Origin of the sequence: Crenobacter oryzisoli, assembly GCF_030385785.1 — a bacterium.
GTDB classification, from domain to species: domain Bacteria; phylum Pseudomonadota; class Gammaproteobacteria; order Burkholderiales; family Chromobacteriaceae; genus Crenobacter_A; species Crenobacter_A oryzisoli.
This window is the reverse complement of the sequence record NZ_JAUEDK010000042.1, coordinates 1-14,330: the sequence shown is the minus strand read 5'-3', so window position 1 is coordinate 14,330 and position 14,330 is coordinate 1. Positions and strand designations below refer to the sequence as shown.

The following is a 14,330-nucleotide window of genomic DNA, read 5'->3' as shown; positions in this document are numbered from 1 at the left end:
ATTCTAGGAAGCGTCCGATTTCACAACCAAGCAGGCATTGCCAATATGCGCTTTCGGAAAAACCGATATCTCAGGGCCTGGCGCTGGGCAGGCCAGTTTCCGGATTTCGATAAATGCTTTTGGCATTTCACTGGTGACGTGTGACAGACGCGTTTCACGCGATGGGGCGCTGGTGTGTGCCGCGCTTGCTGCAAAGCAGCAGCGTGACGGGAAAGTCCGGCGGATTCAGGTCGATAGCGCCGCTGGGGCAATACAGGGCACAGGCGGGCAACCCGGTGGCGCGGGAAGGCAGCAGCGGGGCCTACGGAAAAGTAGATATCGGTTTTTTGGAACGCAACCCGATAACTATCGGAATATAAGATGGGTTGTCGGCAGGGAGAGAGGACGCCTTACCGTGCGTGGCTGCGGCTATGCTCACGCGCCACCAGCAGAAAGTTGCGGGTCGCCTCCGAAATACGCGAACCGCGCCGCCAGGCGATGCCCACTTCCAGCGTCGGCATCGGCTCGAGAATGCTGCGCACCTCCAGCCGGTCGCCGTCGAGCGACCAAGGGCGGTACAGCACGTCCGGCAGGATCGACAGCCCGGCACTGGTCGCCACCAGGCTGCGCGCCGCCTCGACCGACGAGGTGCGCACGCTGATATTGGGCTTGAGCCCCGCCGCCCGCCAGCTGGAGGTGGTGACGTCTTCCAGCTCGTCGAGCTTCAGCGTGATCAGCGGCTCGCCGGCGATCTCCTGCAGCGAGATGCTGCCCAGCTCCAGCAGCGGATGGTTCACCGGCAGCCACAGCCGGTACGGCGACTCGACCAGCGTCTCGGCCTCCAGCGCCTGGCGGTTCTGTAGGTTCGACACGATCAGCACCGCGACATCCAGCTCGCCGTTGACCAGCAGGTGCTCGATGTAATCGCGCTGGTCCTCCACCACATGCACTTCCACCTTCGGAAACATGCGCCGGTAGCGGTCAAGCAGATAAGGCAGGAAGTAGCCGGTCATCAGGCTGGTCACGCCGATATTGAGCCGCCCCACCATCGTGTCCGGCCGCGCCGTCATCGCCTGCTGGGCGTTGCGCACCGCCGCCAGAATCTGGTGCGCATGGCGCAAGAACTGGTGGCCGGCATGGGTCAGCACCATGCCGCGCGCATGTCGGGTAAACAGCGCGGTGCCGAGGTCCGCCTCCAGCATCTTGATGCTTTCGGTCACCACCGATTGCGACACGTTCAGCGACTGGGTCGCGCCGGTAATCGACTCGGCTTCGGCAACGGCAATGAAATAACGGACGTTCTTGAGCGAAATGGCCATGGTTCCTCCAGGGGCCGAACCATTCTAGCCGAAGCGGAAACGGGGCTGTGACGTTGGGATGCCTTGGCGGCAGTCTGCTATACCACCTCGAATGGAAGCCATTAGGAGCCTGCCATGAGCCTGACCCTTTATCTCCATCCCCTCGCATCCTTCTGCCACAAGGTCCTCATTGCGTTCTACGAGAACGATGTCGCGTTCCAGCCCGTGACGGTCGACCTGATGGACCCGGAGTCGGCCGCGCAGCTGCGGGCGAAATGGCCGGTGGGCAAGATTCCCGTTCTCTACGATGCGGAGTGTGACCGGGCGGTGCCGGAAACGAGCATCATCATCGAATACGTGCAGCGGCACTATCCCGGCCCGGTTCGGTTGTTGCCGGACGATCCCGACGAACAGCTCGACGCCCGGCTGTGGGACCGGTTCTTTGATCTGTACGTGAGCGTCCCGATGCAGAAGATCGTCGTCGACCGCATCAAGCCGGAGGGCGGCAGAGACCCTAAAGGCGTGGCCGACGCGCACGCGGCGCTGGATACCGCCTACGCGATGATCGACGCGCAAACCGCCGGAAAAACGTGGGCCATCGGCGAACAGTTCACGATCGCGGATTGTTCCGCTGCGCCGGGCTTGTTCTACGCGTCGATCGTGCACCCGTTCGACCAGAAGCATCAGCACCTGTCGGCCTATTTCGAGCGTCTCCTGGCGCGTCCATCCACACGGCGCGTCTTGCGGGAGGCGCGTCCGTACTTCCATCTGTTCCCCTATCGCGACGCGATGCCGGACAGGTTCCTGATGGATTGAGGCTGGGAACAGGGCGCGTGCTATCCGCAGATGGGGCGTGGTTGCGGCTGCGGAAGAGGCAGGATGGCAGCCGGCTCGGCCGAGCATGCATCGGCGCTAAGTGCTTATAAGTATTGAAAAAACGGCTCGTTGACTATGTTGGTGGGGCAGATCATTCCGGCCGGTGCCCGCCATGCCGCACGACACTGTCCTCGCGCAGTGCGAGGCGCCCTATCGCTGTCCACCGTCGGCCACCACGCCGATGCGGCCGCAGGCCTGCAAAAATGCACTTGGTACTTTGCGCGAACATCGCTATAATCCGCGCTCTTGTTTGCTGTTCCTCGATAGCTCAGTCGGTAGAGCGCCGGACTGTTAATCCGTAGGTCCCTGGTTCGAGCCCAGGTCGGGGAGCCACCCAAACAACACCCAGCAGGAAGCACAGCCACCCAGGCTGATCCCACGTTTCCTCGCAGCAAAGCCCTTTTGGGCCCATGTAGCTCAGGGGTAGAGCACTCCCTTGGTAAGGGAGAGGTCGGCAGTTCAATTCTGCCCATGGGCACCACGCCTTCTATTGATCCCGTACTAACCGTAACCCGCCGCAGACTGCGTCCGTGCATGACGAAGCCCGCAGAGCAAAACCTGTGTCACCTCGGCGCCATCTCCGCACTGCGCGACCTACGCGAGGGCCTCACCACCGTCGACTACATGGTCGAAGTCATTGCCGCCATCTCGCGCCGTCCCCGCGCGCACGGCCACAAGCCTCTCACCAGAACGCAGCCTCACCCTGCAGGTCTTCTTCTTCGTTAGCTATGTAAAATAAGAATGGCCTCCAAACCTGGAGGCCATTTGCTAATCTGAATGCAGAAAGCAGAATCCCAAAAATCTAGAAAAGTGGGAAATATCTAGATATTCGTGGGATCCTACATATTTACACATCAATATTCCGCGCAATCAACGCATTGCTCTCGATGAACGCGCGGCGCGGTTCGACGTTGTCGCCCATCAGTGTGGTGAACACGTCGTCGGCGCCCATGGCGTCTTCGATCTTCACCTTCAGCAGGCGGCGCACGTTCGGGTCCATGGTGGTTTCCCACAGTTGCTCCGGGTTCATCTCACCCAGACCCTTATAGCGCTGGATGCCCATGCCGCGCTTGGTTTCGGCCAGCAGCCAGTCCAGCGCTTCACCGAACTCGCCCACCGGCTTCACCGTCTCGCCGCGGCGCACTTCGGCGCCGTCGCCCAGCAGGCCGATCAGCATCTCGGCGGTGTCCACCAGGGTGTTGTAGTCGCCGCTTTCCAGGAAGTCCTGATCGAACCAGGTCACCAGCACATTGCCGTGCAGCTTGCGGGTGATCTTGATGTACTCGGCGTCGTTTTTCTCGTCGCGCACCAGTTCCAGCGCGATTTCGTCGGCCGGCACGTGCGGTAGCAGCGCTTCCAGGGTGGCGCGGCCATCTTGCGGGGTGGCCAGAGACAGGCGGCGCGTCTTCAGCATGGCTTGCAGCACCAGCGGGTCGACCACGCGCGATTCGCGTTCGATCACGGCGCGCGCCTGCAGGTACTGGCGGGCAATGGCGCCGAGCGTGTCGCCGGACAGAGCGTCAACGTTGGCCGAGGGGCGCAGTTCAGCTTTGTCCAGCGCCAGCTGCAGCAGGTACTGGTCGAGCTCGTAGTCGTCCTTCAGGTAGCGTTCCTGCTTGCCGTGCTTGGCCTTGTACAGCGGCGGCTGGGCGATGTAGATGTGGCCGCGTTCGACCAGCTCCGGCATCTGACGGTAGAAGAAGGTCAGCAGCAGGGTGCGGATGTGCGCGCCGTCCACGTCGGCATCGGTCATGATGATGATGCGGTGGTAGCGTAGCTTGTCCGGGTTGTACTCGTCCTGGCCGATGCCGCAGCCCAGCGCGGTGATCAGCGTGGCGATTTCCTGGCTGCCGATCAGCTTGTCGAAGCGGGCGCGCTCGACGTTGAGGATCTTACCCTTCAGCGGCAGGATGGCTTGGAACTTGCGGTCGCGGCCCTGCTTGGCGGAGCCGCCGGCGGAGTCACCCTCCACCAGGTAGATTTCGGACTTGGCCGGGTCTTTTTCCTGGCAGTCGGCCAGCTTGCCGGGCAGGCCCAGGCCGTCCATGATGCCCTTGCGGCGGGTGATTTCGCGGGCCTTGCGCGCGGCTTCGCGGGCGCGGGCGGCCTCAACGATCTTGCCGGTGATGATCTTGGCGTCGTTGGGGTTTTCCAGCAGGTAGTCTTTCAGCGCGTCGCTGATGATCTCGTTGACCACCGGACCGATCTCGCTGGAAACCAGTTTGTCCTTGGTCTGGCTGCTGAACTTCGGGTCGGGCAGCTTCACCGACAGCACGCAGGTCAGGCCTTCGCGCATGTCGTCGCCGCTGGTCTCGACCTTGGCCTTCTTGGCCACTTCGTTCTGTTCGATGTACTGGTTCAGCGTGCGGGTCATCACCTGGCGCAGTGCGGTCAAGTGGGCGCCGCCGTCGCGCTGCGGGATGTTGTTGGTGAAGCACTGCACCGACTCTTGATACGAGTCGTTCCACTGCATCGCCACTTCCACGCTCATGCCGTCCTTCTCGCCCAGGGCGTAGAACACCTTTGGGTGCAGCACGGTCTTGTTGCGGTTCATGTACTCGACAAAGCCGGCCACGCCACCGGAGAACGCGAAGTTCTCTTCCTTGCCGGTGCGCTTGTCGATCAGGGTGATCGACACGCCCTGGTTCAGGAACGACAGCTCGCGGATGCGCTTGGCCAGGATGTCGAAGTGGTATTCGACGAGACCAAAGGTTTCTTCGCTGGCGCGGAAGTGCACCTCGGTGCCGCGGTGGGTGGTGTGGCCGGTGACGGTCAGCGGGGCCACCGCGTCGCCGCGGCGGAATTCCATTTCGTGCACCTTGCCGTCACGCCAGATCTTCAGCTTCAGCCAGTCGGACAGCGCGTTCACCACCGACACGCCCACGCCGTGCAGGCCGCCGGAGATCTTGTAGCTGTTGCTGTCGAACTTACCGCCGGCGTGCAGGATGGTCATGATCACCTCGGCGGCCGAGCGGCCTTCTTCCGGGTGAATGTCTGTCGGGATGCCGCGGCCGTTGTCCTCGACCGAGATCGAGTTGTCCGGGTGGATGATGACGCGGATGGTGTCAGCATGGCCGGCCAGCGCCTCGTCGATGGCGTTGTCCAGCACCTCGAACACCATGTGGTGCAAGCCGGTGCCGTCCTGGGTGTCGCCAATGTACATGCCGGGGCGTTTACGGACGGCATCCAGACCCTTCAAGACCTTGATACTGTCCGCGCCGTATTCCTGTTCACTCATAACACGTCTCTTTGTTGCTTAATCGGGCGGGGGGCCGGAACCCCCCATCGCCTGTTAGGCCAGCTTGGCCCAACGCGGCGCCTTGGAGTCGCGGGCCAAACCCGGCGGGATGACGGCGCTACCGCTGCAGGACAGGGCGGCGCCCACACCGGGCGGCGCGACTCGTCAGATGCGCATCGGCATCACGATGTACTTAAAGTCCGGGTTGTCCGGAATCGTCACCAGCGTCGAGCGGTTGCTGTCGCCGAATGCCAGCTGCAGCGTGTCCACCGACAGGTTGGTCAGCACGTCGAGCAGATAGTTGATGTTGAAGCCGATCTCCAGGCTGGCGCCGTCGTAGCCGATCTCCAGCTCTTCCTCGGCCTCTTCCTGTTCGCTGTTGGTGCACAGGATCGACAGGCTGCCGGCCTTCAGCACCAGGCGCACGCCGCGGAACTTCTCGTTGGCCAGGATCGCGGCGCGCTGCAGCGCGTGCAGGAATTCGAGGCGGCTGATCAGGAACAGCTTGTCGTTGTCCAGCGGGATCACGCGGTTGTAGTCGGGGAACTTGCCGTCCACCACCTTGCTGATGATCACGGTGCTGCCGAAGCTGAAGCGCACCTGGTTGGACAACAGCTCGATGGTGATTGAGTCGTCGCTGTCCTGCAGCAGCTTGTACAGCTCCAGGATGGTCTTGCGCGGCAGGATCACCTCGGCCTTCGGCAGGCTGTCGGCCAGCGTGGTCGACGAGAACGCCAGGCGGTGGCCGTCGGTGGCCACCAGACGCACCTGGTTGCCCTCGGTCTGCAGCAGCAGGCCGTTCAGGTAGTAGCGGATGTCCTGCACGGCCATGCCGAACTGCACCTGCGCCAGCAGCTTCTTCAGCTCGCGTTGCGACAGCTGGAACGAGGCCTCGGCCGCGCCGTTCACCGACAACAGCGGAAAGTCGTCCGCCGGCAGTGTCTGCAGGTTGAAGCGGCTCTTGCCGGCCTTCAGCGTCAGGCGGCCGTCCTGCTGGTCCAGCGTGATGGTGCCGGCCGGGACCGCGCGCAGGATGTCCTGCAGCTTCTTCGCCGAGGTGGTCAGGCGGAAGTCCTCGCCGGCCAGCTCGTCGGTGTTGGCGGTGGTGATCTGGATTTCCAGGTCGGTCGCCAGCAGGCTGACCTGACCGCCCTTTTTCTCGATCAGGACGTTGGACAGAATCGGCAGCGTGTGACGGCGTTCGACAATGCCGGTAACGGCCTGCAGCGGTTTGAGCAGGGCGTCGCGTTCGGCTTGCAGGATCAGCATGCTCTGGGCTCCCGTTGAGTATTCGTTGGTCTGTTATCAGTTACGCAGCATGGCCAGCAGCGTATCGTAATCGTGCCCGATATCGCCGTCATTCTGGCGCATTTCGGCAATGGTCTTGCAGGCGTGCAGCACCGTGGTGTGGTCGCGGCCGCCGAAGGCGTCGCCGATGTTCGGCAGGGACAGCTGGGTCAGTTCCTTGGCCAATGCCATCGCGATCTGGCGCGGCCGCGCGATGTCGCGCGAGCGCTTCTTGCTGTGCATGTCCGACAGCTTGATCTTGTAGTAGTCGGCCACGGTCTTCTGGATGGCGTCGACGGTGACCTGGCGGTTGCCAGCGGCGAGGATGTCCTTCAGCGCTTCCTTCACCAGTTCCAGCGTGATCGGCTGGTTGCTGAAGCGCGAGTACGCCACCGCGCGTTTCAGCGCGCCTTCCAGTTCGCGCACGTTCGAGCGCACGTTCTGGGCGATGAAGAACGCCACGTTGTGGTCGAGCTTCAGGTTGTCGGCCTCGGCCTTCTTCATCAGGATCGCCACGCGCATTTCCAGCTCCGGCGGCTGGATTTCCACCGTCAGGCCCCAGGAAAAGCGAGAGATCAGCCGCTCGTCCATGCCCTCGATCTGCTTCGGGTAGGTGTCGCAGGTCATGATCACCTGCTTGCCGCCCTCGATCAGCGCGTTGAAGGCGTAGAAGAACTCTTCCATCGTGCGGTTCTTGCCGGCGAAGAACTGGATGTCGTCAATCAGCAACAGGTCGAGCGAATGGTAGTAGCGCTTGAACTCGTCGAAGGCCTTGTGCTGGTAGGCGCGCATGATGTCGGCCACGTAGCGCTCGGCGTGGATGTAGCGGATCTTCGCCGCCGGGTTCTTCTGGTAGACGTGGTTGCCGATCGCCTGGATCAAGTGGGTCTTACCCAAGCCCACGCCGCCGTACACGAACAGTGGGTTGTACGCTGCATCGCCCGGGTTCTCTGCGATCTGCAGCGCGGCGGCGCGCGCCAGCTGGTTACCCTTACCGGTCACCAGGGTGTCGAAGGTGAACGCCGGGTTCAGACGGGTGCTCTCGTGACCGCCGCCGATCGCCTTCACCGCGGCCTGCTTAGCCGGCGACGCGGGGGCAGGGGTTGGGCTCGGCGAGCTCGCGGCGGCATCGGCGCCGGCGGGCTTGGGGCTGGCCGACGCGCTCGGCGCTGCGGTCACCGGCGGCACGCGGCCGGCGCCGACGCGCAGCTCGATGCCGATTTCGCCAATCAGCTCGACAGCCAGTTCTTCGATGCGCGCGAGGAAGCGGTCCTTGATGAACTGCAGGATGAAGCGGTTCGGCGCGAGCAGCACGATGCCTTCATCGCTGGCCTCGGCCGCCAGCGGCTTGATCCAGGTATTGAATTGTTGCGAGGACAGCTCGTCCTCGAGCCGCGTCAGGCACGCCGGCCAGAATTGGTTACAGTCCATGACACCAGATCTACATTACGTGGTCGCGCCCGCGCCACAACGGCAGGGGCACAGCATTGGTCGCTCGCCGGGCCGTGTTGGCCCCTGCGGTGCGTTATTCATCAAGGCAGGTAGCGACGCCGCCGCAGCCCGCCGGCGCGGCGTTTGGCCGGGGCAAGCAGTTATCACAGCGGAGGCGGTGCGATAAGTGTTAGCATTCTATCGGTTTTCGGCAAAGTTATCCACAGGCGCGAGAAAAATCAGCGATTGACAATGGGGAACTTTGCTTGTGTAATCACGGGTTTATTCCCGTTCCCTTTAGGAATCAGAACATGAAACGCACTTACCAGCCGTCCGTTACCCGTCGCAAGCGCACCCACGGCTTCCTCGTTCGCTCCAAGACCCGTGGTGGCCGCGCCGTTCTGGCTGCTCGCCGCGCCAAGGGCCGCAAGCGTCTGGCCGTGTAAGCTTGGCTTACCGCTTTCGCCGCGCCGACAGGCTCCTAAAAACGGATGAGTTCTCATCCGTTTTTCGTTTGCGCCAGTCGCGCAGCAACGGCTACTTCCAGGTTTACGCCCTACCGAACGGCCTCGACCACGCCAGGCTGGGCCTCGTGGTCGGCAAGAAGGTCGCCAAGCGGGCGAATCGTCGCAACTACATCAAGCGCACCGTGCGCGAGTGGTTCCGCCTTCACCAGCACGACTTTGCCGGCATCGATTATGTAGTACGCGCCAAACTGGCCTACACGCGCGATAAACGCGGCGAGGCCATGACGGCATTAGACGCACTCTTTGCTAAACTGGCCCGATGTCGCGCCTCCTCATCCTCCTGATCCGCTTCTACCAGCTGGCGATAAGTCCCTGGCTGGCGCCGCGCTGTCGCTTCCAGCCCACCTGTTCCGCCTACGCGGTCGAGGCGCTGGGCAAGCACGGCGCGTTCAAGGGCGGGTATCTGGCGGCGAGGCGCTTGGCGCGCTGCCACCCCTGGGGTGGCAGCGGCTATGACCCCGTTCCCTGACGAGAATCGTACGAAGATGGATTCCAAGCGACTAATAGCTTTCATCGTCCTGTCCATGGGCATTCTGCTCGGGTACCAGGAATTCTTTGCGCCGAAGACGCCGCCGAAGCCGGCGGTGACCGCGACCAGCGGCGCACCGGCTGCGCCGAACAGCGCATCGGTATCCCCGGCGAGCGAAGCCGCCAAGCTCACCTCGGGCCAGCGCATCACCGTCAACACCGACGTGCTCAAGGCGCAGATCGACACCGTGGGCGGCGACCTGCGCGGCCTCGACCTGCTCAAGCACGACTCGGCGGAGGATGCCACCAAGCCGTTCGAGCTGTTCACCGACAAGGGCGGCCGCGTCTACGTGGCGCAGACCGGCCTGATCGCGGCCAGCAACCCTGCGCTGCCGACGCACAAGACCGTGTTCTCCGCCGACAAGACCAGCTACACCCTCAACGGTGACTCGGTCGAGGTGAAACTGACCGCGCCGGAAGCCAACGGCGTCAAGGTCAGCAAGGTGTACACCTTCAAGAAGGGCTCGTACCAAATCGGTGTACGCTACGACATCACCAACAACGGTACCGCGCCGGTAGCACCGACCGCCTACTTCCGCCTGCTGCGTGACAGCAAGGCGCCGGAAGGCGAAGGCCGCTTCGCACATACCTTCACCGGCCCGGCCGTGTACACCACCGACGGCAAGTTCCAGAAGGTGTCGTTCGACGACCTGACCAAGGGCAAGGGCGACTACGTCAAGAACGCCGACAACGGCTGGGTAGCGATGGTCCAGCACTACTTCGTGTCGGCTTGGCTGCTCAACCCGCTGGACGGCAAGGCCGTGTGCAGCAACGCCCAGGCTTGCCAGTTCGACCTGAAGGCCAACGGTAGCGACCTGTTCTCCGCCGCCACCCTGGTGAACCTGCCGACACTGGCGCCGGGCGCGTCCGAATCGGTTTCCGTGCCGCTGTACGCCGGTCCTGAGGACTACAACACCCTGGTCGCCACCGCCGACGGTCTGGAGCGCGTCAAGGACTACGGCATGGTGCACATCTTCGCCTCGCCGCTGTTCTGGCTGCTGACCAAGCTGCACGGCCTGGTGCTGAACTGGGGCTGGGCGATCATCCTGCTGACCATCATCGTCAAGGGCGTGTTCTACCCGCTCACCGCTGCCTCGTACCGCTCGATGGCCAAGATGAAGGCGCTGGCACCGCGTCTGGAACGCCTGAAGGAGCAGTACGGCGACGATCGCATGAAGCTGCAGCAGGCGATGATGGAGATGTACAAGACCGAGAAGATCAATCCGCTCGGCGGCTGCCTGCCGATTCTGATCCAGATCCCGGTGTTCATCGGCCTGTACTGGGCGCTGCTCGCGTCGGTGGAACTGCGCCAGGCGCCGTGGGTGGGTTGGATTCACGACCTGTCGCGTCCGGATCCGTTCTTCGTGCTGCCGGTGCTGATGGCGGTCACCATGTTCGCCCAGACCTTCCTCAACCCGCCGCCGGCCGACCCGATGCAGGCGAAGATGATGAAGGTCATGCCGCTGGCGTTCTCGGCGATGTTCTTCTTCTTCCCGGCCGGTCTGGTGCTGTACTACTTCGTCAACAACCTGTTGTCGATCACGCAGCAGTGGCACATCAACCGCAAGATCACGAACGCCAACAAGGCCAAGCTGCAAAGCTGATCCTGACCTGTGTTCGAGTAGAAAGCCCGGCCCCAGCGGCCGGGCTTTTTCCATAGTGCGAGGGGGATGCGGCGAGCGCCGTTGTAAAATTCTGAAAGACCGGCCCCGGCTGGACATGCCGCCGTCGGCAGCTCAAGTCAGATGGCGGGCAGCGCCATAACGCTGAAAGGGGCCCGGCGGCTCTTACTTTTCGCCCCGCGCCCGAATCGAGTAGAGTCGCAGCCAGTCCGTCTACACTCGGATTATTTGATAGACCCCCTCGGAGAGGATTAGCCAAACCGGTTTTACACGCTGTCTCGACAAGCCTCCGCTGGCGATTGTGTCGCCCGCATTGCCATCGTCGTTGCCCTGCCGGCAAAGAGGTTGGCAGGGAAGCCTGCTACGGTTGCTGCCTATGCATCAGCACCGAGCCATGTCGGGCCCAGCAGACTGGTTTGGCCAACCTTGACCGTTTTTACCGCAGGAAATCGCCATGTCGTTCGCCTACAGCCCCGTCACCATCGCCGCCATCGCCACCGCCCCCGGTCGCGGCGGCGTCGGCGTGATCCGCGTGTCCGGCCAGAACCTGCTGCCGTTCGCCCAGGCGATCAGCGGCGGCAAGATCCCGAAGCCGCGCTACGCCACCTACAGCGACTTCTACGCTGCCGACGGCAGCGCGATCGACAACGGCCTCTTACTGTACTTCCCTGGCCCGAATAGCTTCACCGGCGAAGACGTCATCGAGCTGCAAGGCCACGGCGGCCCGGTGGTGATGAAGATGCTGCTCGCGCGCTGTGTCGAGCTCGGCGCCCGCCTGGCCGAGCCCGGCGAATTCACCAAGCGCGCCTTCCTCAACGACAAGCTCGACCTCGCCCAGGCCGAGAGCGTCGCCGACCTGATCGACGCCAGCAGCGAGACCGCCGCCAAGAGCGCGCTAAAGTCGCTGAAAGGTGCCTTCTCGCACGAGATCCACGTGCTGGTCGACGAGCTGATCAACCTGCGCATGCTGGTCGAAGCCACCCTCGACTTCCCCGAGGAAGACATCGACTTCCTCGAAGCCGCCAACGCCCGCGGCAAGCTCGCTGGTCTGCAGGCCCAGGTCGCCAAGGTGCTCGGCACCGCCCGCCAGGGCGCGCTGCTGCGCGAGGGCATGCACGTGGTGCTGGTCGGCCCGCCCAACGTCGGCAAATCCAGCCTGATGAACGCGCTCGCCGGCGACGACATCGCCATCGTCACCGACATCGCCGGTACCACCCGCGACACCGTGCGCGAGGAAATCGTCATCGACGGCGTGCCGCTGCACATCATCGACACCGCCGGCCTGCGCGACACCGACGACGTGGTCGAAAAGATCGGCATCGAACGCACCTGGGCCGCAGTCGAAAAGGCCGACCTCGCCTTGGTGCTGATCGACCACCGCGAGGGCCTCACTGCCGAGATGCAGACGCTGATCGCCCAACTCCCCACCCGCCTGCCGCGCCTGTTCGTCTACAACAAGATCGATCTAACCAGCGAGGCCGCCGGCCTAAGCATGGAGGACGGTCACGCCAGCGTGCGTCTATCGGCAAAGAGCGGGGAAGGGGTAGACCTGCTGCGCCAGCAGCTGCTCGCCCAGGTAGGCTGGCACGGCGCCGAGGAAGGCCTATTCCTCGCCCGCGAACGCCACCTGGAGGCACTGCGAGAAGGGCTGCAAAGATTGGTCGAAGCCGAGCTCGTCTACGAGCAAAGCGAACTGATGGCCGAAGCGCTGCGGCTGGCGCAGGACGCACTCAGCCGCATCACCGGGGAATTCACCCCCGATGACTTGTTGGGGGTGATTTTTTCAAGGTTTTGTATTGGAAAATAACCCGAAACAGTTTGGGCGGTAGCTATTGCTATTGCCAGCAAGATGGGCCTTAGATTGAAGTCCTGATCAAGCGGCATCCCTCCGCGTCAAAATAGTTGTCGCCTCGATAGAATCCATAACTCGGGGGCGATGATGAGAGAACGACTTGGCGCGATACGGACAGGAATTCAAAGATAGAGCGGTGGCGCGGTTGCTGCCGCCGGAGAGCGCGGCGGCGGAAGCGGTTGCGCGTGAGATCGGTGTGGGGGTGGCGACACTGGAGCGTTGGCGTAGTGATGCGCTGTCCATGCCCGCTCGCGAGCGGGCATGGACAGCGGCGGCCCGGTTCGAGGCGGTGCTCACCACGGCAGCCCTCGATGAAGCCGGCAAGAACGCGTGGTGCCGCGAGCACGGGGTCTATCCGCAGGAGCTGGTCCAATGGCGTCAGGCGGCTACCCAGGCGCTGGCGGAGCCGGAAGAGTGCCGTGCCAGCCCCCAGCAAACCAAACAGGATCAGCGCCGGATCAAGACACTCGAACGGGAGCTGCGCCGTAAGGACAAGGCCCTGGCCGAAGCCGCAGCGCTGCTTGTCCTGTCAAAAAAAGTGGCGGCGATCTTCAGCAGGGACGAGGACGAATGATCGGCCTCGAAGATCGCCAATGCCTGGCCCGGGATATCGATGTGGCCAAGCAGTCCGGGGCACGGCTACGCCCGGCCTGCGAAGTCGCCGGCATCACGCTGCGTACCCTGCAGCGCTGGAAGACCGAAGACGGCCTCATCCGGGGTGACCGCCGCCCCGAGGCCGTGCGAGCCCCCTCCCATCGGGCGCTCAGCGCGGCGGAGCGCGCCCAGGTGCTGGAAGTGGCCAACGAGGCCCGCTTTGCCGAGCTGCCGCCGGCCCGCATCGTCCCGATGCTGGCCGATGAGGGCCTCTATCTGGCCAGCGAATCGAGCTTTCAGCGGATCCTGCGCGATGCAGGGCAAACAGCTCGCCGGGGTCGCGCCAAAGCCCCTGCGGCATCCCGCCCGCCGAGCACTCACGTCGCCACGGCACCGGGCCAGGTGTGGTGCTGGGACATGACCTATCTACCCGCCACGGTGACGGGGCGTTGGTTTCATCTGTACCTGATCCTGGATCTGTACAGCCGCAAGATCGTTGGCTGGGAAGTACATGCCAGTGATGCGGCCGAACACGCGGCACATCTGGTGCGTCGTACCGCGCTATCGGAGGGCATTGCCGCCCTGGCTGACAAACCCATCCTGCACGGGGACAACGGTGCGACGCTCAAGGCCACCACGGTGCTGGCCATGCTCCACTGGCTGGGAATCAAGCCGTCCTACTCGCGGCCCCGGGTCAGCGACGACAACGCCTACGCTGAAGCCCTCTTCCGTACGGCCAAGTACCGCCCCGAGTTTCCTGCCAAGGGCTTCGAGGATCTGGAGACTGCCCGATCCTGGGCCAGCCGCTTCGTGCACTGGTACAACGTCGAGCATCGCCACAGCGGCATCCGCTACGTGAGCCCCGCCCAGCGCCATGCGGGAGAAGATCATTTGATTCTCGCAGCCCGTCACGTGCTCTATGCCGAGGCTCGCCGACGCCACCCTGCACGCTGGGCAGGCAACACCCGGAATTGGTCGCCCATCAGCACCGTGACGCTCAATCCCGAGCGCGAAGCTGTTGTCTCCATGGCCACCCAAGGCACGAATAGACAGCCTTTGGCTGCATGAATCAGGCGACAACTACATTGACGCGCGCCG

10 protein-coding genes, 2 tRNA genes and 1 pseudogene are annotated in these 14,330 nt (G+C 63.4%); 9 read left to right on the top strand and 4 right to left on the bottom strand.

Annotated elements, in window-relative coordinates:
- Nucleotides 1–389: 389 nt before the first annotated feature.
- Nucleotides 390–1,298: a LysR family transcriptional regulator gene (locus QU481_RS18100; protein WP_289831419.1), complete on the bottom strand. Its 909-nt coding sequence runs from the start codon at nucleotides 1,296–1,298 to the stop codon at nucleotides 390–392.
- Nucleotides 1,299–1,412: 114 nt separating this feature from the next.
- Between QU481_RS18100 and QU481_RS18095 the strand changes: the two genes are divergently transcribed.
- The 3 genes from QU481_RS18095 to QU481_RS18085 all read left to right on the top strand — a co-directional run bounded on the left by QU481_RS18095 (nucleotide 1,413) and on the right by QU481_RS18085 (nucleotide 2,634).
- The gene (locus QU481_RS18095) at nucleotides 1,413–2,093 is read left to right on the top strand and encodes a glutathione S-transferase family protein (RefSeq protein ID WP_289831418.1); all 681 of its coding nucleotides are present in this window, start codon (nucleotides 1,413–1,415) and stop codon (nucleotides 2,091–2,093) included.
- A gap of 317 nt (nucleotides 2,094–2,410) precedes the next feature.
- A tRNA-Asn gene (locus QU481_RS18090) sits at nucleotides 2,411–2,486 on the top strand.
- A gap of 73 nt (nucleotides 2,487–2,559) precedes the next feature.
- Nucleotides 2,560–2,634 (top strand) — tRNA-Thr (locus tag QU481_RS18085).
- Between the two features lie 366 nt (nucleotides 2,635–3,000).
- Here the strand turns inward: QU481_RS18085 and gyrB are convergent.
- The 3 genes from gyrB to dnaA all read right to left on the bottom strand — a co-directional run bounded on the left by gyrB (nucleotide 3,001) and on the right by dnaA (nucleotide 8,109).
- The gene (gene gyrB, locus QU481_RS18080) at nucleotides 3,001–5,391 is read right to left on the bottom strand and encodes a DNA topoisomerase (ATP-hydrolyzing) subunit B (protein WP_289831417.1); all 2,391 of its coding nucleotides are present in this window, start codon (nucleotides 5,389–5,391) and stop codon (nucleotides 3,001–3,003) included.
- A gap of 165 nt (nucleotides 5,392–5,556) precedes the next feature.
- Nucleotides 5,557–6,660, bottom strand: coding sequence for a DNA polymerase III subunit beta (dnaN, locus tag QU481_RS18075; protein WP_289831416.1), 1,104 nt, complete (start codon nucleotides 6,658–6,660; stop codon nucleotides 5,557–5,559).
- Nucleotides 6,661–6,696: 36 nt separating this feature from the next.
- Complete coding sequence (gene dnaA, locus QU481_RS18070; protein WP_289831415.1) at nucleotides 6,697–8,109, bottom strand: chromosomal replication initiator protein DnaA; 1,413 nt, start codon at nucleotides 8,107–8,109, stop codon at nucleotides 6,697–6,699.
- Between the two features lie 311 nt (nucleotides 8,110–8,420).
- Between dnaA and rpmH the strand changes: the two genes are divergently transcribed.
- The 6 genes and pseudogenes from rpmH to QU481_RS18040 all read left to right on the top strand — a co-directional run bounded on the left by rpmH (nucleotide 8,421) and on the right by QU481_RS18040 (nucleotide 14,300).
- Nucleotides 8,421–8,555: a 50S ribosomal protein L34 gene (gene rpmH / locus QU481_RS18065; protein WP_004283944.1), complete on the top strand. Its 135-nt coding sequence runs from the start codon at nucleotides 8,421–8,423 to the stop codon at nucleotides 8,553–8,555.
- A gap of 2 nt (nucleotides 8,556–8,557) precedes the next feature.
- A complete protein-coding gene (rnpA, locus tag QU481_RS18060; RefSeq protein WP_289831414.1) occupies nucleotides 8,558–8,920 on the top strand; it encodes a ribonuclease P protein component in 363 nt (120 codons plus the stop codon).
- Nucleotides 8,896–9,105: a membrane protein insertion efficiency factor YidD gene (gene yidD / locus QU481_RS18055; RefSeq protein WP_289831413.1), complete on the top strand. Its 210-nt coding sequence runs from the start codon at nucleotides 8,896–8,898 to the stop codon at nucleotides 9,103–9,105. Before rnpA ends, yidD begins: the two co-directional genes overlap by 25 nt.
- 16 nt (nucleotides 9,106–9,121) lie before the next feature.
- Nucleotides 9,122–10,768, top strand: a complete 1,647-nt coding sequence (gene yidC / locus QU481_RS18050) for a membrane protein insertase YidC (RefSeq protein WP_289831412.1) — start codon at nucleotides 9,122–9,124, stop codon at nucleotides 10,766–10,768.
- 472 nt (nucleotides 10,769–11,240) lie between these two features.
- Nucleotides 11,241–12,593, top strand: a complete 1,353-nt coding sequence (mnmE, locus tag QU481_RS18045) for a tRNA uridine-5-carboxymethylaminomethyl(34) synthesis GTPase MnmE (protein WP_289831411.1) — start codon at nucleotides 11,241–11,243, stop codon at nucleotides 12,591–12,593.
- 145 nt (nucleotides 12,594–12,738) lie between these two features.
- A pseudogene (locus QU481_RS18040) lies at nucleotides 12,739–14,300 on the top strand (IS3 family transposase).
- Nucleotides 14,301–14,330: the final 30 nt, after the last annotated feature.

Coding starts and splice junctions, on each gene's coding strand:
- gyrB (WP_289831417.1), bottom strand. CDS start 5,391: ATGAGTGAACAGGAATACGGCGCGGACAGTATCAAGGTCTTGAAGGGT.
- rpmH (WP_004283944.1), top strand. CDS start 8,421: ATGAAACGCACTTACCAGCCGTCCGTTACCCGTCGCAAGCGCACCCAC.
- dnaN (WP_289831416.1), bottom strand. CDS start 6,660: ATGCTGATCCTGCAAGCCGAACGCGACGCCCTGCTCAAACCGCTGCAG.
- mnmE (WP_289831411.1), top strand. CDS start 11,241: ATGTCGTTCGCCTACAGCCCCGTCACCATCGCCGCCATCGCCACCGCC.
- yidC (WP_289831412.1), top strand. CDS start 9,122: ATGGATTCCAAGCGACTAATAGCTTTCATCGTCCTGTCCATGGGCATT.
- yidD (WP_289831413.1), top strand. CDS start 8,896: ATGTCGCGCCTCCTCATCCTCCTGATCCGCTTCTACCAGCTGGCGATA.
- QU481_RS18095 (WP_289831418.1), top strand. CDS start 1,413: ATGAGCCTGACCCTTTATCTCCATCCCCTCGCATCCTTCTGCCACAAG.
- dnaA (WP_289831415.1), bottom strand. CDS start 8,109: ATGGACTGTAACCAATTCTGGCCGGCGTGCCTGACGCGGCTCGAGGAC.
- QU481_RS18100 (WP_289831419.1), bottom strand. CDS start 1,298: ATGGCCATTTCGCTCAAGAACGTCCGTTATTTCATTGCCGTTGCCGAA.